Source organism: Neptuniibacter sp. QD37_11, assembly GCF_047778105.1.
GTDB lineage: Bacteria > Pseudomonadota > Gammaproteobacteria > Pseudomonadales > Balneatricaceae > Neptuniibacter.
Genome location: NZ_CP180552.1, coordinates 537,762 through 561,717, shown reverse-complemented (window position 1 = coordinate 561,717; position 23,956 = coordinate 537,762). Strand labels below are relative to the sequence as shown.

The following is a 23,956-nucleotide window of genomic DNA, read 5'->3' as shown; positions in this document are numbered from 1 at the left end:
TATGCGGTCGATTCTCATAACAGGTGCTGGGGGGGCTGGGGCTGAATTAATATGGAAGCTGTTTTCGAATAAGTACTCTTTATTCTTTGCAGATGCCAATTTAGCGCGCATTAGTCCAGATATTCCAAATGCATGCTGTATAAAAATTCCTTTTGCCGATGATGATGACTTTCTGCAAGAGATGGTGAGTGTCTGCGAAAAGTTAGATATTGACCTGCTGGTATCGGCTGTTGACGAAGAATTACCTATTCTGGCAGAAAACGCTGGCTTATTTGGCAGTACTCGGATGTTTATACCTGAAGCTGGTTTCATCCGTATGATGTTGGATAAGTTTCAAATGGTGGAGCATTTTAAGGCTAATGCTTTAATGCCGATAACTAAATTGCTATCAGATCATTCGGTTGATATTCCCTTTCCGAGTATTTTAAAACCTCGTACAGGTCGCGGATCCAGAGATGTTTTTGTTTTAGATAATAATGATGACCTTGATTACTTCTCGAGGAAGTTCACTGGGCGGTTAGACGACTTTATTGTTCAGGAGAAAGCTGAAGGCGTTGAATATACTGTCCAAGTTGTTTCTTCATCTCAGGGAGCTTTACATGAAATTATTCCTGTCAAAGTGTTCTCAAAAAAAGGAATCACCATTTCAGCTGAGACAGAGTACGATCAGAATGTGATTGCTGCCTGTCAGCACTTACATGTGCTAGGTGGTGGGAGTGGAACTTATAATATTCAACTTATTCTCAGTTCTGATGGTACTGTTTTCCCATTTGAAATTAATCCAAGAATATCAACAACCTTTGGCTTGGTATTGGCGTCGGGCGTAGATCCATTTGAGTTGTTTGAGAATCATAGTGCTAGCTTTATAGGCCGCGCTTCAGAAAGATCGAGATGTCGCTTGGAGCGGCACTGGGTTAATTCGATTACACATTACTAGCAGTAGGTGCTTACAATGCTGAACAATATAGAAATAGGCAGTCGGCTTATTGGTGATGGTGAGCCTTGCTACATTATTGCTGAAATTGGATCTAATCATAACCATAGTTATGACATGGCTTGTGACTTAATTAAGGCCGCAGCGGATGCAGGCGCAGATGCTGTTAAGTTTCAGACGTTTAAAGCAAAAGAACATTATTCTAAGTTTGCGCCAGGGTTCAGTTATCTGGACGGCCAAGATACACATGAATTGATTGCGTCGCTAGAGCTGGATCGAAGTTGGCAGAAACAACTAAAAGCGTATGCAGAAAGTTGCGGTGTTGATTTTTTTTCCTCTCCTTGTGATAGCGAAGCCATTGCTGAATTGGCTGAATTAGATGTACCAGCTTACAAAGTTGCTTCCTTTGATCTGACAGATGATCGATTAATTACTGAAATGGCTGCTGTCGGAAAGCCGATCATCCTGTCGACTGGGATGGCAACGTGGATGGATATCCAGATTGCTGTGGATGCTGCAAAAACAGCAGGCAATAACGATATTATTCTATTGCAGTGTACCTCGCTGTATCCTGCGCCCGACGCATTGAGTAATTTACAAGCAATAGCAACTCTAAAGAATACTTTTGGCTTGCATGCAGGCTATTCAGATCATACTGAAGGGGATCATATTTGTATTGCCGCTGTCGCACTGGGAGCGAAAGTTATCGAGAAGCATTTTACACTGGATCGCTCTTTGCCGGGGCCTGATCATGCATTTGCAATTGAGCCTAAAGGCTTTTCTGAGATGGTTAGAAAAATCAGAGCTGTCGAATCAGGTATGGGTGATGGAATTAAAGCTGGCCCCAGAGAAGAAGAAATGGAAATGGCTGAAAAGGGACAACGCAGCCTACATGCCAGAAAAAATATTGCTGCTGGTGAAGTGATTACTGAAGAGATGCTTGTTACCAAACGCCCAGGTCTGGGCATTGCTCCTGCAATGCGTAAGCACGTGGTAGGGCGTATTGCGAAGGAAGATATTAGAGCTGATCAGTGGGTCACTTGGGATAAACTGTGATGCGGGTTCTGGTAACCGGAGCTGCAGGTTTTCTCGGTGCGGAATTAAGCCGACGATTGGCGACAAACTCTTCGGTAGATCTGTATCCGATGACTCACAGCCCTGGTGGACGGGTTTATTGTGATTTACTCGATCAGGATGCAGTAAATCTAGTGTTTAAACAAGTTACCCCAGATATTGTTGTTCACTGTGCGGCTGAAGTACCTAAGCGTGAAGCCGACTACCTCAGTGAAACCGTGATTGATCGTAATACCTCAATGGTTAAGGTGTTAATCAATACGGTAAACTGTCCGGTCATTTTTATCTCGTCTATGGCTGTTTATGATGATGCTTTGAGTATGCCATGTTCTGAAAATCAGGCAGGCGGGGATTTAAGCGCTTATGGCACCAGTAAGCTCCAGTGTGAAGCGTTACTCACCGAGGCTGGTGTCTCGGGTGTGGCTCTCCGCTTACCAGGTTTGTACGGAAGCGATCGTAAAGCAGGCCTGGTACACAATTTGTTATATGCTCTAAAGCATCAGAGGGAGCTTTCCCTGCCGGATAAGCCTGTTATGTGGTCCGCGATGGATGTCATGGATGCTGCAAATGTTATTGAACAGTTTGTTATGTTGAAGTATAGCGAAAGCTTTGTCCCGGTTAATGTTGGTTATGCGGAGAAAATGTCAGTTAATCGCCTTGTTAATCTGGCTGCTGATATGTATGCGACAAATATTAGTTATGAAGTAATACATAAGGACTTTGAGTTTATTTTGGAGAAGATGGCTGAATTTGGTGTTGTGTTGAAAAGCAGCTTTGCGCAATCGTTAGAGGTTTTGAATGATAGAGTTTGAAAGGGTTGTTTCTCTAGTTATTAATACTGGCAATGAGATAAAGAGATGGCGTAAGTCTGATGAATTTTCAGACATTACTGATAAGCGTAAGTTTAAAACCGACGCTGATAGTATGGCCCATGGCCTGATTGTTGCGGGTTTAGCAGATATAACCAGGGATATTTCGGTCGTGTCTGAGGAAGATGAGGTTAGGCAGCGAGGAGAACGCTATTGGCTTATAGATCCTATTGATGGTACTGCTAGTTGGTATCATGGCTTTTCTGGATATGTCTGTCAGGTTGCACTGATTGATAATGGGCAGCCAACTTTTGGTGTTATCTATGCGCCGGAGCGAAACGACCTTTGGGTTGGACAACGAGGCAAGGGGGCGACTTATAATGGTCAGCCTGTGAAGCCTGCCAGAAAAGATAAACCTATTCGTTCGATTATTGATAACACGCCAGAACCTCATGGTATTGCAAAGTATCTCTACGATGCTCTCGGTCTTGAACGTTATGTTGAGTGCGGCAGCCTCGGATTAAAATCTGTGCTTGTATGTAATGGTGAAGTAGACCTTTTCGTAAAAGATGTTGTTGTGCGAGACTGGGATCTAGCTCCTGTAGCAGCAATTGCCAATGAGCTGAATTATTATATTTATGACATAAATGGTAAAAGAGTTTGTTTTGAACAGAAGGTTGAAGAAATAAACGGATTAATAATCTCTCCGAATTTATCACTAATCGACAAAGTGGTGAGGTTGACTAAGACAGCAAGTTGAAATTAAGTTAAAAACTAGCTGTCTGCAAACATTATGTATATTTACAATGGAAACGTATCAATAAATATAGTCAACCAAATAATTTATCTATCCCACCAACCTATGCAGACAATTTAAAACAAAACCTATAAAACAATAACTTACACTCTTAATCATGATAAATATCATAATTTGAAAATTCATCTTTCTTAAAGATCTTTTCTTTGGCATCAATTTCTATTTGATCCAAATAAGGTAGAACAACACCACTTAACTTAGCAAAATACTCTGGTACATCTCTCTCTTTTACCATTGTGAGAATACTGATATAGGTACAAGATACATATTCCAACGTACCTTTAAGTAGCCCTCGAGCTATAAAGCTCAACCCTTTGGTTTTACGTAATGCATAATGCCCTTCTCTAAGAACCATATATACATCATCCAAAGAGTTAACTTTGGTCTGTAACAAACCTCTATATCGATCCAACACTATAGACACATGAGCTAGATGCTTCTGAATAGCATCTTCAGAGAAATCATGAAAACCGTTGAGGCTAAATACAGTTGTAAAACGATTTGATAACTCATCTGCAAATGAGATAGGGTGCTCACCAACCACTTCGATTTCTGCAGCACGACAACTATGTGCTCCTTGAATACGGGCGCCATCGTTTATATTCACACAATTTACCTGCTTGAAACGATCCAAGAGCATCTCAAAAGATATCCGAGACTTATCTAAAGCATTTGTTGTATAAATTTTATCCCTGAAATTACCCGGCCTTTCAAAAACCCCAGCAGTTTTCAGAGCATTCTGATGAGCTTCGGTTTTCTTTTCATAGGAGCTATCTTTGGAGTGGTGCGCATCCAAAGTAACCATACCTAAATCAACCCCCACCAAAATTATATTCTTAAAACCTAGCGTGAGAGACAATGAAGCTCCGAAGTTGGTTACCGTTGGGTTTGCAAATTCAGCCAAAACCAAAGAGTTACCTGGTTTTCGATGCAATAACTCAAAAATAAAAGTCCCCCCAAGATCATTCGGCTTAGCGACCATATAGGATTCATCAAATAAATCAAAAACATCAGGGTAAACAGTATTTAACCCAACAAAGCGAATACCTTTTCGGAATTCCTCTGAAGTTGAGTTAATTAGCCAATCATACACATTTTTGGGGCGTTCTTGCTCGACATGGATATCTGGCTTAATACCCTTTTTTTCTAACGTTGCTAATGCCGTACCACAAGAAATTATGTACGCTCGACCTTGCAAAGAACGTAAAAAGTCTTCATTTTCATCAAGTGATGGGCCATTACCTACCACCACTACTGTTCTATTAGAAATCTGCTCTTTGTGATTAATCAGGGATTTTCTTGCAATAGAAACATCATTACGAAAATTAACCATCGTATGAGCAAGACCCACTCGCTCATCGTCATAAAACCCTATGCCCATTGCAATCTTAAGCAAGTCATTTTGCAAAAGAGAATCTAACTCTTGCACTTCCAAGCTGTCATAATGCTTAAAAATAAAAGTCCTCACCACATTGAACATGCCTACACGCCCAAAAAATGACGTCAAAACAGCATAACTCTTGCGAACTGAGTGACCTATGCAAAATTCAATGTTGTAACCTGGCTGGCTATATTTTTCGATTATTGGCTGCCAATCAATTAGATGAAATGAAATAAAGAGTGTCTCTGGATGCGGATCATAAATACATAGATTTCTAACACTCATATTCATAGCTATATCACGAATATGAAATCCTGCTCCCACCCCCATAACAATCATAGTTTGGATTTCGTTAGGGCAAGCAGTCAAAGCCTTATAGTAGCCATCCTTTACTTCTTCGTAATATTGAAACAAGTTTCCCATCAGTTTCTGATGGATATAACCTGTATCAATAGCTTCGTTTTTAAACGTTAGAAATTTAATAGTGGGCTTTTTCTTGTAAGCCTCCACTTGCTTACAAGCAAAAATTTCAGGGTCTTCAGGATATACATAGACACCTGAAGCATTTACTAGATTTAGGTTCCCTGCATCGTCAAAACCAACCTGCATTTTTTCAGGCTTATAATCTAAATAAAACTCATAAAGACTAGGCAACTTATCTTTTATATACGCTATATTTTTTTCGTAAAGTCGGCTTGCTGAAATTTTCTTGGATAATTTTTCCGCCCCAGCAATCGCCGCATCAAGATCCGTCATTAGTTACTCTATTTTAATTGTTAGATGTCGTGAATGGTAATCGCTCTAAGATCCCATCCAGCTGATTGCCTGTATTTTGAAAGCTGCTAACGATACGTTCCATAGCAAGGTACTGTGAGTAAAGCCGAGTTTCCAATTTCTCCATCTTACGGTCAAGATCTTCTCGATCTTCAGCAATACCGCTAAGCTGACTGTTAATACTATCTTCGCGTGCTTTAATCGTACCTGTATTCGCTAAAAAATCATCAATAAGATTTGATAACTCCCCTGCAAACCCGCGAGAAAAGTTAATAGAAAGAACCCCACCAGCATCAGTAGTTGCTGCAGCAGCTCCTTCTTCTATTATGAAATTCAACCCATATGGATCAGTATCTATCTCCGGCAGTAGCACATTACCTGAACCAAAAGCAGTTTCACCATCTATTGTGCCTGCAGCGTCCTTACCTGCTGTAACCGTTAAACCGGAATCCGCTAGGCCTAACGTTTGAACATCGGCCGTAGTCCCACTAAATGAGACCGAAGAGCCATCACCGTATTGTCTTGACGTAAAAAGAAGCTTATCCGTAGATGTATCATATGTTACATCTACCGCGGCCCCAGCACCTTTGAGGTTAGTATCACCATTTATTAGTGATTGTAATTCCGCTCTAAGCTCTTCAGCAGTTGAATAATCCCCACCCAAAGTAATTTCATTGGAAGCAGTTCCATCAACAGTAATAACAAAACGATAATCACCAAGCGAAGTATCTAAAGAACCGCCTAACAAGGAAAAATCATCGGCCGCCGTATCGAAAGCCGGATTTGTAATTGCATTGGATTCTATTGCTCCTTTTACCGGATCCTGAGTAATTACAACATCATAGTCACCAGGAACAGTATTCTGTGCATAACTACCAACAGAAACTTTAACCTTATCACTTGAGGAAGATGTATCTGTGGCAAATAGCGACTCAATCAGCGCAAAGTTATCGTCTAGCGCTAAACTTAAATCATCTTCATCGATGGATAAAGTTCCATCAAGCTCAGTCCTGATACCTACGTTAGTCAAAGCCGTAAAGGCATCATCCACACCTGGTACTTCAGCGCCAATCATAGCTCTAACACGATTAACAATCGTCTTCGCTGCACCATCCGTTGCAAGATCAGCACGAACTGTATTTCCATCCTCATCTTGAGTGTATTTAGTCAGATTTTCAGCAGTTTCATAGAAAAGATTGTATGCTTCAACAAAATCTCTTATTGCTTGCTCTGCAACACCTTTATCTTCAGAGACAGAAAAAGTATAACTTTGCCCTGGATCCGCTTTATTCAAGCTAAAATCAAAGCCTTGAATCACATCGTTAATCTCATTCGTATCTCGATAAACGGTGAGTCCATTAACCTTCAACTCGGCATCGGAAGCTTGCTGAGTTTCTGTCATTGATGAGAAATTAGTCGAATTAAACTCAAAATCCACTAACGATCCATTATCATCACCATCAGCACTGGTGGTAATCTGCATCGCATTACTTGCACCTGATGGCGCGGTTAAGAGCAATTGGTACTGACCATCCACAAGGAGAACAGAAGCTTGAATTTCAGCATCTTCTTCATCATTAATCGCGTCAGCTATATCTTGAAGAGAGTCTCCTGCTTCAATAACAATGTTTAACGCAGCTTTTTCATCATTAGTTGCAAATGAAGTAGGCTCATCTGATACATTATAAGTCCATTCACCAAATGAGATCGTTACAGTACCGGAAGCACCAATCGCTGCATCTTTATCATCATGCGCAATAGATGCTAGAGACTGAGCTCGCGCCACATCGACCACTTCGATCTGATATGTGCCGGTCTGGGCCCCTGGATCTACTGAGTTCGGGGTAATAACATCAGTATCAGGAAAAGAAACTGAACGACCATTGAATGTATCGTTATCAGTAAGTGGAGACAGTGCCCCTTGAAGCTCAGCTAGACTGCTCTTTAAGGTGCCATAAGCCGATATTTGTGACTCAAGCTTCTCCTCTTTAGTATCTAAACGATTCTGTAGAGGAGCTCGTTCAACTTCGACAAGACTAGAAACTAGGTTGGCAGTATCAATACCAGATCCGGCTCCCAGTGATTTAATGATACTATCACTCATCGCCCATACCTCTGGTTGAGTAATGTGAAATCAAGAAGCCATGATTGTCTCAGGCTTCCTGATTAAAGATCAAGCCCATCATGCGATCAAAAGATTCTGCGAAACGCAGGGCCTCTTCGTTTGGAATCTGGCGAATAACCTGATTAGTAGAAACATCCTTAACCTGAACCACCACCTTTTCAGACGCCGTATCAACAGAGAAATTTAAAGAACGCTGACCGTCTTTCATCATCTCGTTCAAACGATCAATGGCAGCTTCCAGTTTTTCAACAGACAATTCCTGTGTCTCTTTTGCTTGAGCTTGAAAGCTTTCTTTCCCCTGCGATTGAATCGCCTGAGATTTCGCTTGCTCTGCCTGCTGAGGCTGCTGAGAAGGCTGAACAACCGATGACGTTGCCGCGCCCATTGATTCAATAGCCATAACCCAATCCTCTCTTTTTTTAAATCTATATAACCCCTCTATACACTTACATATATAGAGGGGCTAGCGATCTATCTATCAGTATAGCTCCTAGCTTACTGAAGTAGTGACAATACTTGCTGTGGTGCAGCGTTTGCCTGAGCCAACATTGCAGTACCCGCTTGCTGAAGGACCTGTGCACGGGATAGCGCAGCAGATTCAGCAGCAAAGTCAGCATCCTGAATTCGAGAACGTGCAGCCGACGCATTTTCAGATACGTTTGACAGGTTATTGATTGTAAAGTCCAGACGGTTATTTACCGCACCCAACTCACTTCGTACATCGTTCACCTGCTCTAGTGCATTATCGATAACACCGATTGCTTTTTGAGCACTCGCTGCTGTGCCGACACTAATTGTGCTGATTGCACTGCCCGTTGCAGCTCCTGTACCCGACTCATTCTGGTTGCGCAGCCCTGTTGCTGTTGCACCTGTTGAAGTCACTTCTACGCTAATTGCTGAATCATTCAATGAATCCAATTTAAGCTGCGGATCAATCTGAATTGCCTGTAGACCATCACCAGCAGTAGCATCAATAAACTCAGAAGTCTGGAAGCCCATTCCTCGTAACAATTTACCTGAATCACCTTCACCCGCTTCTAGAGTAAATGCACCGTTAGCCGTTAGGGTAATCTCACCAGAATCATTTACAGATGCATATACGCCTGTATTAGCAGTTTGCCCGTTGATAGTACTTACTACAGTATCAACATCAGTGTAATCAGCCGCGGAGAATAGGATTTCCTGACCATTAACTTTTATTGTCGTGTCAGTCGCTAGCGAAGAATAGTCAGACTCATCTGTTGTTGTACCAGCTGAGAAGCCTGTACCAATTACTGCGCCTAAGTTCAGATTACCAAAGTCGCCCGCAGCAGTTGCAGCCAGCGTAATCGAATCATCACTATATAGGTGGATCTTATTATCATCATCCACGAAGGCAACAACACCTGAGTCAGACGTTACCGCATTGAATGCACTTACCACATCGCTTAATGCATCAGATGTAGTCAGAGCCACTTCAACACCGTTAACTAACATTGAAGCAGCAGCAGAAATTGCTTCAAACGCAGCTGTAGCTTCAATTTCAGTGGAACTTGCATCTAGCTCATTAACATTACTATCTTCGCCAATTAGAGCCGCTGTAACATTAGTTTCACTGCTAACAGAATTGATAGCCGCAACTTTCTCTTGAAGCGTATCTACTGTATCGCCTTCTATTTCATTTGGAACTGCAACACCATTAATTTTCAGATCTTCAAAACCTAGCGCTGTAGCCGCATCTCCTGAAGTCAAGGCATCACCTACTAAAACGCCACCTGCTAGGTTTTCAGACAGACCTAAATCTTCCAAATCACCTGGAGAGCCTTCTGGACCGGTAGTAATAGTGATCGCATCACCGTTGTCAGAAGTTAGCGCCAACTGACCTTGATATGTTGCTGATGCAATACCTGTAACTGTATCTGAATCATCACCCGTTGTGGATAAAGCAATACTAGCACCGGTGCTGTTTTGAAGTACCAGCTCGCCATCATCATCAATAGATGCTTGAACCGTACCGCCACTTGTTGTGTTAATCGCTTCAGCCAACTCTTCTAGGTTATTAGTATCCTGAATAACAAAGGAAGTAGTTGTGTTGTCAGTTTGAGTAACTGTAATGGTTAGCTGATTTGAAGAAGATGTTTGACCAGTACCCACCTGCGAAGCCTGTACATCGTTGAAGCCAGCAGCAGTTACACCATTTACATTATCGTTAACGGCATCTAATACATCAGAGAAGGTAGAGGAAGACGTCAAAGCACCGATACTTTGACCATTGATCAAGACATCACCGTCTTTAATATCAACACCAGAACCTAAAGTAACATCATCACCAGCAATATCAGCTGACACTGAACCGAAACCTAGACTATCTGCATCCAGAGCACCTACTTCAAAGCCGATTGTTTCATTTGCTTCCGAACCAACCTGAAGGTCAACTTTACCTAGCGTACCGTCAAGGATATTCAGACCGTTAAACGTCGTTGTTTCAGAAATACGATCCAATTCTTTGATCAGCTGCTGAACCTCTGCGTCGATAGTCGCACGGTTGCCATCAGTGTATGTGCCGTTGGCAGACTGAATAGATAGCTCACGCATACGCTGCAAAATGTTAGTTGTTTCGTCCAAAGCACCTTCTGCAGTTTGGATCAAAGAAATACCATCATTTGCGTTACGAACAGCCTGATCCAAACCACGGATCTGGGAAGTCATTCGGTTAGAAATCGCAAGACCTGCAGCATCGTCAGCAGCAGAATTGATTCGCTTACCGCTGGTCAGACGTTCCATAGCCTGGTTCTGATCACCTTGGGAGATAGTCAGGTTACGCTGCGCATTCAGCGACATAATGTTTGAGTTAATTACCATTGCCATGAGATTTACTCCTCATATTCAGCCGAGTCTGACCGGCCATCAAGAATTTTTGCTTATAAAATTCTCCTTGTTATTTGCCAACAGGAGAATCCAGCTTGAGTACGTTATCGACCAAGGGAAAATTCTCTTTAGAATTTTTTTTGCCAATAAATCCTTCGTTGATTTTCAATATCGGCAGGCGCAGACTAAGCATTAATATTTTTTTAGGGATGATACAGATGAGCACACTTCAAGAACTTGCAACTCAAGCCCTTGAACAGGCAATAGCAATGAACAAATTTGCGGAAAGCAAAGAATGGGATCAGCTTGAACAGCTACAAACCCAGCATTCAGCTTTAATCCAAAAGATTAATACAGCAGAAATCCCAACAGATAATCAAGATATAATCCGAGATATGCTAATTCAGGTTCAAGAGTTAAATTCTTCAACAAGCGAACTAGCTGGGCTTTTTCAAGATGAGTTAATTGAAGCCCAAAAAACCCAGAAAAAGGTCGTTAAGATGCAAAAAGCGCTTAATGATTTAAAAATTGACTAAGCAAAGTACATTATAGCCACCCTTAAACTAGCTAAGGGCGGCTACTTTATTGTTACTGAAGTAGAGACAATACCTGTTCCGGCGCTGCATTAGCCTGCGCAAGCATAGCTGTACCTGCTTGCTGTAGGACCTGTGCACGGGATAGCGCAGCAGATTCAGCTGCAAAATCAGCATCCATGATCCGAGATCTCGCAGCTGATGCATTTTCAGATACGTTTGACAGGTTATTGATTGTAAAGTCCAGACGGTTATTTACCGCACCCAACTCACTTCGAACATCGTTCACCTGCTCAAGTGCATTATCGATCACACCTATTGCTTTTTGAGCGCTCGCTGCCGTACCTACACTAATTGTGCTAATCGCACTGCCCGTTGCAGCCCCTGTACCTGATTCATTCTGATTACGCAGCCCTGTTGCTGTCGCCCCTGCAGATGTGACCTCAACACTAATCGCTGAATCATTTAATGAATCCAGTTTAAGCTGCGGATCAATCTGAATTGCCTGTAGACCGTCACCGGCAGTAGCATCGATAAATTCAGAAGTTTGGAAGCCCATACCTCGAAGCAATTTACCTGAATCCCCCTCACCCGCTTCTAGAGTAAATGCTCCATTAGCCGTTAAGGTAATTTCACCAGAATCATTTACAGATGCATATACGCCTGTATTGGCAGTTTGTCCGTTAATAGTACTTACTACAGTATCGACATCAGTATAATCAGCTGCCGAGAATAGGATTTCCTGACCATTAACTTTTATTGTCGTGTCAGTAGCTAGCGAAGTGTAGTCAGACTCATCTGTTGTCGTACCAGCTGAGAAGCCGCCAGTACCAATCCCTGCCAAGTTCAGATTACCAAAATCAGTTGCAGCTGTTGCAGCCATCGTAATCGAATCATCACTATATAGGTGGATTTTATTATCATCATCTACGAAGGCAACCACACCTGAATCAGAAGTCACTGCGTTAAACGCACTTACCACTTCACTTATAGAGTCCGATGTTGTCAAAGCAACTTCAACACCGTTAACTAAAAGCGATGCAGCTGCAGAAATTGCTTCAAACGCAGCTGAAGCTTCAATTTCCGTGGAACTTGCATCTAGCTCATTAACATTACTATCTTCGCCAATCAGGGCGGCTGTAACGTTAGTTTCACTACTCACAGAATTAATAGCTGCAACCTTCTCCTGAAGTGTATCAACAGCCTCACCATTCAGCTCGTTAGGCACCCCGATACCATTAATTTTCAGATCTTCAAAACCTAATGAAGCTACAGCATCAGCTGAATCTAATGCCTCACCAACTAATACACCGCCATCCAAGTTTTCGGACAAACCAAGATCTTCCAAATCCCCTGGAGAGCCTTCTGGACCGGTCGTAATAGTAATTTCACCACCCGTATCTGACGTTAATGCCAACTGCCCCTGATAGGTTGCAGACGCAATACCGGTTACAGTATCTGCATCAGAGCCCGTTGTTTCCAAAGCAATGCTAGCACCGGTACTGTTTTGCAGTACCAGTTCGCCTTCATCATTTATAGACGCCTGCACAGTACCACCTGTTGTGGTATTAATAGCTTCCGCTAGTTCTTCTAGATTATTAGTATCCTGAATAACAAAGGAAGTAGTTGTGTTGTCAGTTTGAGTAACTGTAATTGTTAGTTGATTACTTGAAGTTGTTAAGCCCGTACCAGCAAGAGATGCTTGTATATCATTAAAGCCCGCTGCTGATACCCCTGTAACATTTTCGTTAATAGTGTCCAACACATCAGAAAAGGTAGATGAAGAAGTCAAAGCACCGATACTCTGACCATTGATCAAAACATCGCCATCTTTAATATCTACACCAGCACCTAAAGTAACATCATCACCTGAGATATCAGCACTAACAGACCCAAACCCCAGACTATCTGCATCAAGTGCACCTACTTCAAATCTAATCGTTTCGTTTGCTTCTGCCCCAACCTGAAGGTCAACTGTACCTAGCGTACCGTCAAGGATATTCAGACCATTAAATGTCGTTGTTTCTGATATGCGATCAAGTTCTTTAATTAGCTGCTGAACTTCTGCATCAATCGTGGCACGGTTAGCATCAGTATATGTGCCGTTGGCAGATTGGATAGACAGCTCACGCATACGCTGCAGAATATTGGTCGTCTCATCTAGAGCACCTTCTGCGGTCTGAATAAGCGATATACCATCATTTGCGTTACGAACAGCCTGATCCAAACCTCGAATCTGAGAAGTCATACGGTTAGATATAGCCAAACCTGCCGCGTCATCCGCAGCGGAGTTAATACGCTTACCACTTGTTAACCGCTCCATGGCCTGGTTCTGATCGCCTTGGGATATCGTCAAGTTTCGCTGCGCATTGAGCGACATTATGTTCGAGTTAATTACCATTGCCATGAGAGATTCTCCCCATATCCAGCCGAGTCTGCCCCGCAGGAATACACTTCATTAATTTTAATTCGCCAGTGAGAAAGGAAGCCTTTTCAAACAACCTCAAAGTCAAAGGTCAACCCTTCACGCAGCGTCATGATGCATACGCTAGGCTTCTTAGCTGACTTTTCTCGCTCATTATCAACTGGCAAAAGCAGTTAGTACCTCACAAAAAGCAATATACATACCAATGAAATATATATCTTTAATAACAATGACTTAAGAAATATTTTAAAAACAAAAAACCGCATAACCGGCAATAAAAATCCGCCTATTTGCCGCTATCGCGGCAAAAGCCATACAAAAAGCATTCAATAATAAGGGTCATATGCGGCAACTATTGAAAAGCAATTAAGCCCGCGCACTATCTTTTTCAGGGTGGAGCAAACAAGCTAACGCAGGCAACAGGATCAACGCACCCAGCATATTCCAAATAAACATAAAGGTTAGAAGAATCCCCATATCTGCTTGGAATTTAATTGGTGAAAGCGTCCATAGCACTACTCCAATCGCAAGGGTTAAACCGGTGAAAGCAACTGATTTTCCTGTACTTTGCAAAGTTTCTAGATAAGCCTTGGACAATGAATGACCTTGTTTGAGAAAGGTCTGCATTTTGGAATAGATATAGATACCATAATCAACGCCTATACCTACACCTAAAGCAATCACGGGCAGGGTCGCCACCTTAACACCGATACCCAAATGAGCCATTAACGCCTGACAAAGCACTGATGTTAACGCCAAAGGCGCAATAATACAGACAACTGTTCTTATAGACCTAAACGTTAGCAAGCAAAGCAAACTGACTACTGAGTAAACCCAAATCAGCATCTCATATTGGGCTGTCTCAATGACTTCGTTGGTTGCAGCCTCAAAACCGGCCTTGCCTGCAGCCATTTTGAATTGGATATCCTCAGTTCCGTATTCTGCAGCAAAGCTATCGACTGCCGCTGTTACATCTTTGAGCGTTTGAGCCTTATGATCATCCAAGAACACAATCACTGGCAGTAAAGAACAGTTAGAGTTCATTAAACCTGCTGGTACATGAGAAAGTGAGGCATTAATAACGTATTGGTTACGTAGTACTGTCCGCCACTTTAGACTGCCCTCATTAAGCCCCGCGGTTACACGTTCAGATACGTCAACTAAAGAAATACTGGATTGAACACCTTTAATGGATCGCAGATAGAACTGAAATCTATCCACAACCTCTAAGGTTTTGTAATGACTACACTGCTCCTCTTGTGTAGTGACCATCACCACAAACACATCACTGGATGTCGAGTAATTGGAGGTTACAAACTGATTATCCAAGTTATAACGAGAGTCAGCACGAAGCTCTGGTGCTCCTGCATCAAGATCTCCTATTTGTAGATCCTTACTGCCATACAAACCTAACACCAACATAATGCAAGCAGTCGTTACCGCGATCGTTGCACCTATTGGGCGTGAAAAAAAGCTTAGGTAGTGCCAATATGAACTTTCCGATTCAATACTTCGTTTAGCTTTTGTTATCGCTCGCTTACCTACCCCAACGTAACTCATAAGTAATGGCAATAGCATCAGGTTAGTCAGCACAATAACTGCAACTCCCAGAGAAGCTGCAACCGCCAGATCTTGAATTACCTCAATCTCTATCACCATCAAAGTGATAAACCCGATTCCGTCAGAAATTAGCGCAGTAATACCTGGAATATAGATCGCTTTAAAAGCATGTCGTGCCGCAACCAGCTTACTCGAGCCTTTAGTCGCCGATTCTAAAGTGATCGTATTTACAATCTGCACACCATGACTAACCGCTATGGCGAACACCAAAAACGGCACCAACATCGAATAGGGATCGATACCATATCCAAGCAGATTGAGTAGACCTAGCTGCCAAATAACCGCAGCCAGAGAGCAAACCAGCGGAACGATGGTACCCATCACACTACCAGAATAGAGATAAAGCAATAGCAACGTAACAACTATGGCCACAGCAAAGAACAACGCAACTTCGGTAGCACCATCGATTAGGTCGCCAACAATTTTGGCGAACCCTGTCATATGGATATCGATTTGGTCCGAGCTGTATTTATCTCGTACTAGCGTTTCGAGTTGCTCGGAGAAAGCTTGGTAATCTAGTTTTTCACCCGTTTCTGGATGTAAATCAAATAGAGGAACCTGCACCATAGCGGATTTGAAATCATTACCCACCAGAATGCCAACTTGCCCCGAACGTAAGATATTCGTTCTTACCTGCTCTAAGCTTTCACTAGAACCGTCATACTTGGCTGGAATTACAGGTCCACCGACAAACCCGTCTTCGGTCACTTCCGTCCAACGTACATTTGGCGTCCAGATAGACTTGAGCGATGATCGGTCGACCCCTGGGATAAAAAACAGCTCGTCCGTTACCTGCTTGAGAGTGGTCTGAAATTCAGGTGTAAAAATATCACCCTCTTTTGCGGCAACAACCACACGAATACTGTTACCAAGGCCCGCTAAGTCATCACGATACTCAATATAGTTTTCCACATATGGATGTGAAGCCGGGATCATTTTCACAAAACTAGCATCAGGGCGAACTTGAGATGCTTGCCAGGCAAGTAGCGCTGTAATCACTATAAAAATCAGCAACAATACTTTGCGATAGCTAAATAGAAGTGTTTCAGCTAATTGTTCACTAGTGTTAATCGGCCATAAAAGAAGAGCAGATAGCTTATTCATTTTCAGCACGCCCCTGTATAGCGATCTTTGTTACGCCGGCCTCACCGACTGCTATTAGCTGATCATCGACATGTACAACCGCCGAATAACTTAGCAAACCTCGTTTAGAGAAAGCTTCATACCCGCTTGTCGTCTTGTGTAAAAGCGCCCCACCTTGACCTACAAGGTAGACCTTCCCACCCGCTTCCACTGCGTCATTAATTGTCGATTTAACCGGAAGCTCTATTGTTTCCCAAACATCGGCTTTAACTCTCATCAGAGCATTGCCTCTGAGCCCCATTAGAAAAAGGTTTTCACTTTCCACCATGGCAAAGAAAGAACCATCGTAAGGCACAACCACGCTTTCCCAGCTCAATCCGTTGTCCTTACTTTTAAGTAGTAAACCCGCTTCACCTAGCACAAACAGTTCATCTTGCTTTGTGTAGAACAGTCGGTTCAAATGCAGGCTTTCAGGATTAGGAAGTGTATGGCCTGCATAGTGCCAATTTGCACCCGCATCTTTTGTTTCAATCAAAAGACCATAAGCACCAACAGCAAAACCTTTTTGGGAATCAATAAATAAAACATCTAATAGAGGAGAACTAGCCCCCTCTTCTTTAGCAAACTGAGCGTCTTCTAATTGGTATTCAAGGGTTTCAATATCTATTGGATCAACGTCACTTTGCTTGGATAGTTCAGAGAGAGAAGTTTCAATTGCTTTAACTCGCATGCCGTTGAGCTGGTTGCCATCCAAAACCAACTGCCAATTAGAACCAGCATCCTCGCTCGAGAGCATTACACCGTCATGCCCTACTGCCCAACCACGCTTATTATTTAAGAAGTGTACGGCCGTCAACATTGCGCTTACAGGCACTATTGCTTGTTGCCATTTATCACCTTCATCATCGGAGGTGATAATCACACCTTGCTCACCTACAGCAACCAGCCTTTGATCAGCTGCGTCTATATCAAGCAGTAGACTTTTATCCAAGCGATCTTGCTCTAAAGCCGGGAGTATTAATCTATCTGCTTTAACCAAACCTACATTTAACAAGAGCGCTATACTAAGAAGCGCTGTTGGAAATCGTTTTAGCATGTAAAACCCAATTATTATTTTTGTCGGGAAGATCTGAGCAGCTTGCTATAAAGCCAGCAATTGCTCAATAACATCCACCCGCACATTTACTAACAATAATAGTCAGCAATTTCATAGTCTCTGGCAATCAATGTTAGAAAAGGTGATCTGATCACAGCGATCAAAAACACTTAAAACTGGTAATTCAGGCTTTTACTAATATACAGAACCATTATTATAAACAAGCAGTTACATACAAAATTTATTACATATTTATGACATGGCGCATATTCAAACAAAAACTTACATGCTAGGTTAAACCTACGTTTGTAGTAGGGTTAAAAATCAATATGTTCAAACCTTTTCGTAACTTCTTCGTGCATATTGCAACGATTCTATTTGCCAGCGGCCTTTGGGTAAGCGTAGCAGCCGATGACAACAGCCAATATATTCGTGTATCTGACTACTTAACAGCGCACCCAGAACAACGTCTAAAGATGCAGGCTTTTTCTAAGATTGTGCGCGAAGAAGCCTCCCCTATAGACACAACCAATGAAAAACCGATCAAAATTGCGATCATCTATCCTGCAGAACAATCTTCAGACTACTGGCGTAGAAGCGTAAGCACCCTTGAAAAGCGCTTATCCGAACTTAATGTTTCATATGAGATCAACAGCTATTTTTCTCGACCTACAGTTGATATTTCATTGCAGAGTGAGCAACTCAATAGCGCCATTGCTTGGGAACCTGATTATTTAATCTACACACTTGATGCTCTTCGCCATCAAGCGATGATCGAGAGGATCTTGCTGCGCGGAAAACCGAAATTAATTCTGCAGAACATCACAACTCCACTACAGCAATGGCAGCAACTAAAACCTTTCCTCTATACAGGTTTTGATCACGAGAAAGGAACTCAGTTACTTGCCGATCAGATGCTAGAACAACACTCTAAAGGCAAATACTCCATGCTCTATTTCTCGCGTGGATATGTAAGCAAAATGCGTGGAGATACATTTACTCAACAAGCAGTAAACAACGCCGACTTAAAGTTGGTAAGCAGTTACTATACTAAAGGAAACAGTGAAATAGCATACAAAGCAACACTAGCGACCCTAGAAAAAACCCCAGATTTAAATATGATTTTTGCCTGCTCAACCGATATCGCTTTAGGTGCGATAAGAGCATTAGACGAAAAAAACCTAATCAATCAAGTAACACTGAATGGTTGGGGCGGTGGCGATCGGGAGATTGAAGCACTATTAGAAGGTAAATTAGACCTCACTGTTATGCGAATGAATGACGACAGTAGTGTCGCTATGGCTGAGGCTATAAAGATGGATATTTCAGGCCAAAGTAGTAGTGTGCCTCACATCTATTCAGGCGATATTGTTTTATTGAGCAAAGGCACAGACAAGGATGAGATCGAGCAACTAAAGAAAAGAGCTTTTCGCTACAGTAGTCACGGGCAGTAATCAGTGAAAAAAGTTAAGTTTTCAACCGCTATCTTATCCATTGTACTCTGTGCACTCACAGTTATCGCTTTGGTATTACTCATACCTGCGTATCAAGGTTCACAACGAGCACTGTTGGAAGAGATTAACTTATCTCATTCCCGCAATCAGACGGTTCTTCAACAATTCTTCTATAAATACTTAAAAGCGGCAGCCTTTAACGCCGAGCAGATTAGCCAACGAGACATTCTAAAAACCGGCATAGAAAACCAGCATCAAAAAGACCTAAACAAATTTTTGCAACAGCAGCTAGCTGGACAAACAGGTGAAAGCATCCATGCATTTGTGCTGGAAACCCAACAAGGCAATCATTACGAATTTATCAATACCTCGCTTCTAGGTATGCAGCTGAACCTGAGTGAATTAACCAAAGAATTTATCCCAAATCGCAGCTGGAAAGTACAATCAGTATCACATGACACAGCTACGCCACTGCACCTCATGCGAATTACCTTTCCAATCATCAGTGATGACTTGGGCGAGGTAATAGGAACACTACATTCATTTATTCTGTTAAATGATCACTTTAAATTACTCAGCGAGATTCAAAGTTTAACGGGTGCAGAATCAGTTGCGCTGTATTTCAACCAACAAGTCACATCTAGCTTAGCACTCACACCTAAGCTTCTATCAGTACTCCAGCAGTCAAAACCAGATACTCTGTTTGAGGTATTCGAGGACGATAGGATCATCCACCACTATCAGCTCTCTTTTAATACACAACAACAATTAAAAGTTGTAGCCACACTGCCAAACTCTTCGATCCTTGCTCTAGAACTGGCGTATACAAAAGATTTGGGTATGGCGATTACAGCAGCACTGATCATCGGATTACTAACTGTGTTAGCGATATCACGACTGACAAAAACATCACTCGTGCGTTTAGTTCAATATGCTGAAGACATGGCGATCAATCGTGATGCCGAACCTTTTAAACCGGGTCACTTCTCCGAATTTAACCTGCTGGGTAAAACTTTAGAGCATATGGTTGGCCGAATAAGTGAGCACGAACAGCAACTCAATGGCATTATCACTAATACACCCAACATCATCTTTATAAAAGGTGCTGATCTACGCTACCAGATGATCAGCCCTAATTATTATGATCTGATTAAAGACACATCAATAAAAGTGATTGGTAAAACCGACCATGAACTCTATTCTCCTAAGCATGCTGAAATACTTAAAAGTAGCGATTTAGAAGTTATTCGAACAAGTACACCTATCCAAATCGAATACACTGGAGCCACAGAACTAGGCCGTCGAAATTACCTAAGTACCAAGTTCCCTCTCTTTGATGAATCGGGAAATGTCTACGCCATCGGAGGAATCGTAACTGATGTTACCGATCTCAAACATGCACAAAGCCATATTCAACTGGCCGGACAAATATTCGATCAAGCCGATGAAGCAATCTTGGTCATCGACACTCATCTAAAAATGGTGACCAGCAATAGCGCCTGCCATCAACTGTGCGGCTCTGACGATCTCACTATCAACCAATTTAGTCGTAGGTTCTTCGCAGAACACCCAGATATACGCCACAGTCTAAAACAAGATAAACGCTGGCAAGGTGAAACACAGATACGTAGGCCAAATGGGCAAGCGTTCCCTGCATGGCTGTCTGTTAGCAACCTATACACAGAAGATAATGAAGAACGCTTTGTTCTAATCTTTTCTGATATCAGCGCTAAAAAAGAAGCCGAAAATAAGCTTGAAAAACTATCTCACTATGATGGCTTAACTGGATTACCTAATCGTAGTCTGTTCTTTGATCGTTTAAACTCTGCTATCGCCCGGTCCAATCGTGAAAAGAGCCAAATAGGCCTACTGTTTATCAATATTGATCGTTTCAAAAACATCAATGACACCTATGGGCACGCTGCCGGTGACGAATTACTTAAAGCTACCGCCAACCGTATTTCCGGTTTCATAAGACCTGATGACACCGTATCACGCTTAGGCGGGGATGAGTTTGGTGTAATTTTACAAAGCATTGATAACGTCGACACAGTGAGTCATATATCCCATAGAATCATTGAATCATTAAGAACACCTTTCCAGCTCGATAATTTCATGAGTAACGCTCCGGTAAGTATAGGTATCGCTCTTTACCCTGATGACGGCAAGGATGCAAAAGAGCTGCTAACCAACGCTGATACCGCGATGTATCACATGAAAGAAAAAGGCAGGAACGGCATTCTCTTCTATGACCAAGAGGTCAACCAAAAAGCTGAAGCGCAAACTCGCTTAGAAGAAGATCTTCGTCTCGCCTTGCATAACCAAGATATCTTTTTGGTTTACCAACCTCGTTTCCATATCAATGGTAAAGATATTCTGAGCGCCGAAGCACTGGCTCGTTGGAACCACCCTGAAAAAGGAATGATTCCTCCAGGGCAATTTATCGAATTAGCAGAGCAAACCGGCCTAATTGTCGAACTTGGAAGAGAAATTCTAAACCTAGCCTGCCACGCAGCAAAAGCTTGGAATCTGAATCCTGCTAGGCCTATGCCGGTATCTGTCAATCTATCAGCACGACAGATTTATGATCCAAACCTAATTGATGATATCAAAGGCGCACTTATAGACAGCGACCTTGCACCGTCACTGCTAGAACTTGAGATTACCGAAACACTCGCAATTGATGACCTAGACAAAGTTATCAACAAGCTTCAGCAAATATGTGACCTTGGTGTCAGCTTATCTGTGGATGACTTTGGCACTGGATACTCATCTCTTATCTATCTAAAACGTCTACCGGTAAGCACCGTTAAAATTGACCGATCCTTTGTCACTGGCGTACCCGGTGATACAGATGATGAAAATATCATCGCTGCAATCATATCTATGTCCCATTCACTGCAATTGAAAGTTGTTGCCGAAGGGGTAGAAACTCAAGAGCAACTGAGCTTTTTGAAGGATCATCAATGCGATGAAATTCAAGGCTTCTTACTCGGTAAGCCCGATAGCAGCACCCGCCTCTTAGAGTACGCACAGAAATCCCTAACCAGTTGATTCCATTACCAATATAAAAGCCCCAGCACTCGACTAAATAACCATATTTATTTTCAGAGTATCCATTGCAGGGAGGCGAAAGCCATGGAAGAATACCGACCGTTCAGTCCGAGCACTATAAAAACTTATATTTTGTAAGTGAATTTCATGCAAATGTCATTTGGATGAATATACTTAGATAGGAAGCAGACAAACATCTGCTGTGGTTCTGCACGGAAGAATAAGTACTACACGGGATAGAGAGATCCCCGTCCAGAATAAACCGGAATTAAACTGGAGACAGATATGGCTTCTGTTCACACAACAGATCGGGAACACGTGTATCCCGATAATGTTCGCCTTATTTCTACAACCGATACTCGCGGTATCATCACTTATGCCAACCCGGAATTCTGCCAAGTCGCTGGATACACACAAGAAGAACTAATCGGCAAACCTCATTGCTTAGTTCGACACCCTGATATGCCTGCGGCCGCTTTTGAAGATTTATGGAACCATATCAAAGACGACCAGCCTTGGATGGGGATGGTAAAAAACCGTTGTAAAAATGGTGATTACTACTGGGTTCAAGCTTATGTAATGCCACTATACGATAACAATGGCACTAAAACTGGCTATCAATCGGTCCGAACTCGCCCAAGCCAAGAACAGATTCAACGTGCTGAACAAGTTTATGGAAAGATTCGCAAATCACCACCAAAATCAGTTAAAACAACAAGCCTTGCGGCTCGAATTATAAGCATTACCGGTTTGATGGGGGCGAGTATGTTGGCCCTAAACTTTGCACCGATCTCTGAGCTATACCAATCCATCGCGATGTTAACGGTGCTGGCTGCTGGACTATATACGCTATTTGCCAGTACTCGGGGTCTAAAAAAGATCTCATCCACCACAGATGAGATCTATAGCAACCCATTAGCGCAATTAGTGATGACAGAAAATATGCATGAGCAAGGTTCTGTTGATCTAGCCACCCGCATGATGCGCGCACGTTTGCGGACAGTTATCGGCCGAGTCGAGGACAGTATTGAGACCTTAGGCGAGGTAATGAACGAAACAGATGCTGCCATTAATCAAACTACAGCGGGCATTCAGCAGCAAAACAGTGAGAGCGACATGCTTGCCAGCGCAGCTACTCAAATGTCTGCAACAGCTCATGAAATCGCGCAAAACACTGCACAAACCTCTCAGGCAACGCAAAAAGCATCAGACCTTGCAAACAACGGCAAAGAGAATATTGATGTCATGCTTGAAAGCATCACCGAGCTTGTTAGAGATGTTGAACAAGCATCAGAATCTTCTGATGAGCTAAAACATCAAGCTTCTTCAATCGAGCAAATCGTTAACATTATCAATGATATTGCAGAGCAGACTAATCTGTTGGCTTTGAATGCCGCGATTGAAGCAGCCCGCGCAGGTGATCAAGGCCGTGGATTTGCTGTAGTAGCTGACGAAGTACGTACTCTAGCTCAGCGCACACAAACCTCCACCAGCGAAATCAGAAGCACAATTGAAGCGATTCAAAAGCAAGTTGCCGTGACTGCCGACACTATGCAGCGCTGCTCCGAACAAGCCCAAAAAGGAATTCATTTGGCTAATGATGCTAGCCAATCATTTGATTCCGTATCAGAAGCTATGCTAGAAGTCTCTGATCGTTGCATTCAAGTTGCGAGTGCTTCCGAACAACAAAGTTCCGTATCTGATGAGATCAATCACAACATTCTAAATATCCGTGATATTGCCAGCAGCAATATGACCGCTGCAGAGCAAACCAATAATGCCAGCAATAATCTGCATAAGTTGGTAACCGACCTACGTTCCATGATGAAGACCTTTTCGGTTTAATCCACACAGAAAAAATCCTTTTGAGGCCCTAGCTTAGCTAGGGCCAAACCATAGATTTCTAAACGTTTCTACCGACCTTTCGGTC

15 protein-coding genes are annotated in these 23,956 nt (G+C 42.5%); 8 read left to right on the top strand and 7 right to left on the bottom strand.

The genetic code is table 11. The annotated features are described in order from the left end of the window. Position 1 precedes the first annotated feature (1 nt). From ACMXYT_RS02380 to ACMXYT_RS02365, 4 genes are read left to right on the top strand one after another with little or no spacing between them, the layout of a single operon-like run. Complete coding sequence (locus ACMXYT_RS02380; RefSeq protein WP_415900047.1) at positions 2 to 937, top strand: ATP-grasp domain-containing protein; 936 nt, start codon at positions 2 to 4, stop codon at positions 935 to 937. A gap of 15 nt (positions 938 to 952) precedes the next feature. Next, positions 953 to 1,990 carry an N-acetylneuraminate synthase family protein gene (locus tag ACMXYT_RS02375; RefSeq protein WP_415900046.1) on the top strand — a complete coding sequence of 346 codons (1,038 nt, stop codon included), beginning with the start codon at positions 953 to 955 and terminating at the stop codon, positions 1,988 to 1,990. Beyond that, a complete protein-coding gene (locus tag ACMXYT_RS02370) occupies positions 1,990 to 2,820 on the top strand; it encodes an NAD-dependent epimerase/dehydratase family protein (protein ID WP_415911812.1) in 831 nt (276 codons plus the stop codon). Before ACMXYT_RS02375 ends, ACMXYT_RS02370 begins: the two co-directional genes overlap by 1 nt. Then, complete coding sequence (locus tag ACMXYT_RS02365) at positions 2,807 to 3,577, top strand: 3'(2'),5'-bisphosphate nucleotidase CysQ family protein (protein ID WP_415900044.1); 771 nt, start codon at positions 2,807 to 2,809, stop codon at positions 3,575 to 3,577. Before ACMXYT_RS02370 ends, ACMXYT_RS02365 begins: the two co-directional genes overlap by 14 nt. Positions 3,578 to 3,725: 148 nt before the next feature. Here ACMXYT_RS02365 and ACMXYT_RS02360 read toward each other — a convergent pair whose 3' ends face one another. The 4 genes from ACMXYT_RS02360 to ACMXYT_RS02345 form a co-directional block, all read right to left on the bottom strand. Then, a complete protein-coding gene (locus ACMXYT_RS02360; protein WP_415900043.1) occupies positions 3,726 to 5,771 on the bottom strand; it encodes a 6-hydroxymethylpterin diphosphokinase MptE-like protein in 2,046 nt (681 codons plus the stop codon). Between the two features lie 13 nt (positions 5,772 to 5,784). Beyond that, a complete protein-coding gene (gene fliD / locus ACMXYT_RS02355) occupies positions 5,785 to 7,893 on the bottom strand; it encodes a flagellar filament capping protein FliD (protein ID WP_415900041.1) in 2,109 nt (702 codons plus the stop codon). A 49-nt stretch (positions 7,894 to 7,942) separates the two neighbouring features. Beyond that, positions 7,943 to 8,314, bottom strand: coding sequence for a flagellar protein FlaG (locus ACMXYT_RS02350; RefSeq protein WP_415900040.1), 372 nt, complete (start codon positions 8,312 to 8,314; stop codon positions 7,943 to 7,945). 95 nt (positions 8,315 to 8,409) lie between these two features. Further along, positions 8,410 to 10,761, bottom strand: a complete 2,352-nt coding sequence (locus ACMXYT_RS02345) for a flagellin (RefSeq protein WP_415900039.1) — start codon at positions 10,759 to 10,761, stop codon at positions 8,410 to 8,412. A 218-nt stretch (positions 10,762 to 10,979) separates the two neighbouring features. Here ACMXYT_RS02345 and ACMXYT_RS02340 point away from each other — a divergent pair, with 218 nt between their 5' ends. Then, positions 10,980 to 11,297, top strand: coding sequence for a hypothetical protein (locus ACMXYT_RS02340; protein ID WP_415900038.1), 318 nt, complete (start codon positions 10,980 to 10,982; stop codon positions 11,295 to 11,297). Positions 11,298 to 11,349: 52 nt separating this feature from the next. Here the strand turns inward: ACMXYT_RS02340 and ACMXYT_RS02335 are convergent, their stop codons facing one another. The 3 genes from ACMXYT_RS02335 to ACMXYT_RS02325 all read right to left on the bottom strand — a co-directional run bounded on the left by ACMXYT_RS02335 (position 11,350) and on the right by ACMXYT_RS02325 (position 17,518). Next, positions 11,350 to 13,701, bottom strand: coding sequence for a flagellin (locus ACMXYT_RS02335; protein WP_415900036.1), 2,352 nt, complete (start codon positions 13,699 to 13,701; stop codon positions 11,350 to 11,352). 384 nt (positions 13,702 to 14,085) lie between these two features. Beyond that, complete coding sequence (locus tag ACMXYT_RS02330) at positions 14,086 to 16,443, bottom strand: efflux RND transporter permease subunit (protein ID WP_415900035.1); 2,358 nt, start codon at positions 16,441 to 16,443, stop codon at positions 14,086 to 14,088. Then, on the bottom strand, positions 16,436 to 17,518 hold the full coding sequence (locus ACMXYT_RS02325; protein WP_415900034.1) for a WD40/YVTN/BNR-like repeat-containing protein: 1,083 nt from the start codon (positions 17,516 to 17,518) through the stop codon (positions 16,436 to 16,438). Before ACMXYT_RS02325 ends, ACMXYT_RS02330 begins: the two co-directional genes overlap by 8 nt. 329 nt (positions 17,519 to 17,847) lie before the next feature. Between ACMXYT_RS02325 and ACMXYT_RS02320 the strand changes: the two genes are divergently transcribed. From ACMXYT_RS02320 to ACMXYT_RS02310, 3 genes are all read left to right on the top strand, one after another. Continuing rightward, positions 17,848 to 18,972, top strand: a complete 1,125-nt coding sequence (locus tag ACMXYT_RS02320) for a substrate-binding domain-containing protein (protein WP_415900033.1) — start codon at positions 17,848 to 17,850, stop codon at positions 18,970 to 18,972. Between the two features lie 3 nt (positions 18,973 to 18,975). Beyond that, positions 18,976 to 22,026 carry an EAL domain-containing protein gene (locus ACMXYT_RS02315; RefSeq protein ID WP_415900032.1) on the top strand — a complete coding sequence of 1,017 codons (3,051 nt, stop codon included), beginning with the start codon at positions 18,976 to 18,978 and terminating at the stop codon, positions 22,024 to 22,026. Positions 22,027 to 22,311: 285 nt separating this feature from the next. After that, positions 22,312 to 23,871: a PAS domain-containing methyl-accepting chemotaxis protein gene (locus ACMXYT_RS02310; RefSeq protein ID WP_415900031.1), complete on the top strand. Its 1,560-nt coding sequence runs from the start codon at positions 22,312 to 22,314 to the stop codon at positions 23,869 to 23,871. Positions 23,872 to 23,956: the final 85 nt, after the last annotated feature.

Coding starts and splice junctions, on each gene's coding strand:
- ACMXYT_RS02335 (WP_415900036.1), bottom strand. CDS start 13,701: ATGGCAATGGTAATTAACTCGAACATAATGTCGCTCAATGCGCAGCGA.
- ACMXYT_RS02380 (WP_415900047.1), top strand. CDS start 2: ATGCGGTCGATTCTCATAACAGGTGCTGGGGGGGCTGGGGCTGAATTA.
- ACMXYT_RS02340 (WP_415900038.1), top strand. CDS start 10,980: ATGAGCACACTTCAAGAACTTGCAACTCAAGCCCTTGAACAGGCAATA.
- ACMXYT_RS02325 (WP_415900034.1), bottom strand. CDS start 17,518: ATGCTAAAACGATTTCCAACAGCGCTTCTTAGTATAGCGCTCTTGTTA.
- fliD (WP_415900041.1), bottom strand. CDS start 7,893: ATGAGTGATAGTATCATTAAATCACTGGGAGCCGGATCTGGTATTGAT.
- ACMXYT_RS02375 (WP_415900046.1), top strand. CDS start 953: ATGCTGAACAATATAGAAATAGGCAGTCGGCTTATTGGTGATGGTGAG.
- ACMXYT_RS02320 (WP_415900033.1), top strand. CDS start 17,848: ATGTTCAAACCTTTTCGTAACTTCTTCGTGCATATTGCAACGATTCTA.
- ACMXYT_RS02370 (WP_415911812.1), top strand. CDS start 1,990: ATGCGGGTTCTGGTAACCGGAGCTGCAGGTTTTCTCGGTGCGGAATTA.
- ACMXYT_RS02345 (WP_415900039.1), bottom strand. CDS start 10,761: ATGGCAATGGTAATTAACTCAAACATTATGTCGCTGAATGCGCAGCGT.
- ACMXYT_RS02330 (WP_415900035.1), bottom strand. CDS start 16,443: ATGAATAAGCTATCTGCTCTTCTTTTATGGCCGATTAACACTAGTGAA.
- ACMXYT_RS02310 (WP_415900031.1), top strand. CDS start 22,312: ATGGCTTCTGTTCACACAACAGATCGGGAACACGTGTATCCCGATAAT.
- ACMXYT_RS02365 (WP_415900044.1), top strand. CDS start 2,807: ATGATAGAGTTTGAAAGGGTTGTTTCTCTAGTTATTAATACTGGCAAT.
- ACMXYT_RS02350 (WP_415900040.1), bottom strand. CDS start 8,314: ATGGCTATTGAATCAATGGGCGCGGCAACGTCATCGGTTGTTCAGCCT.
- ACMXYT_RS02360 (WP_415900043.1), bottom strand. CDS start 5,771: ATGACGGATCTTGATGCGGCGATTGCTGGGGCGGAAAAATTATCCAAG.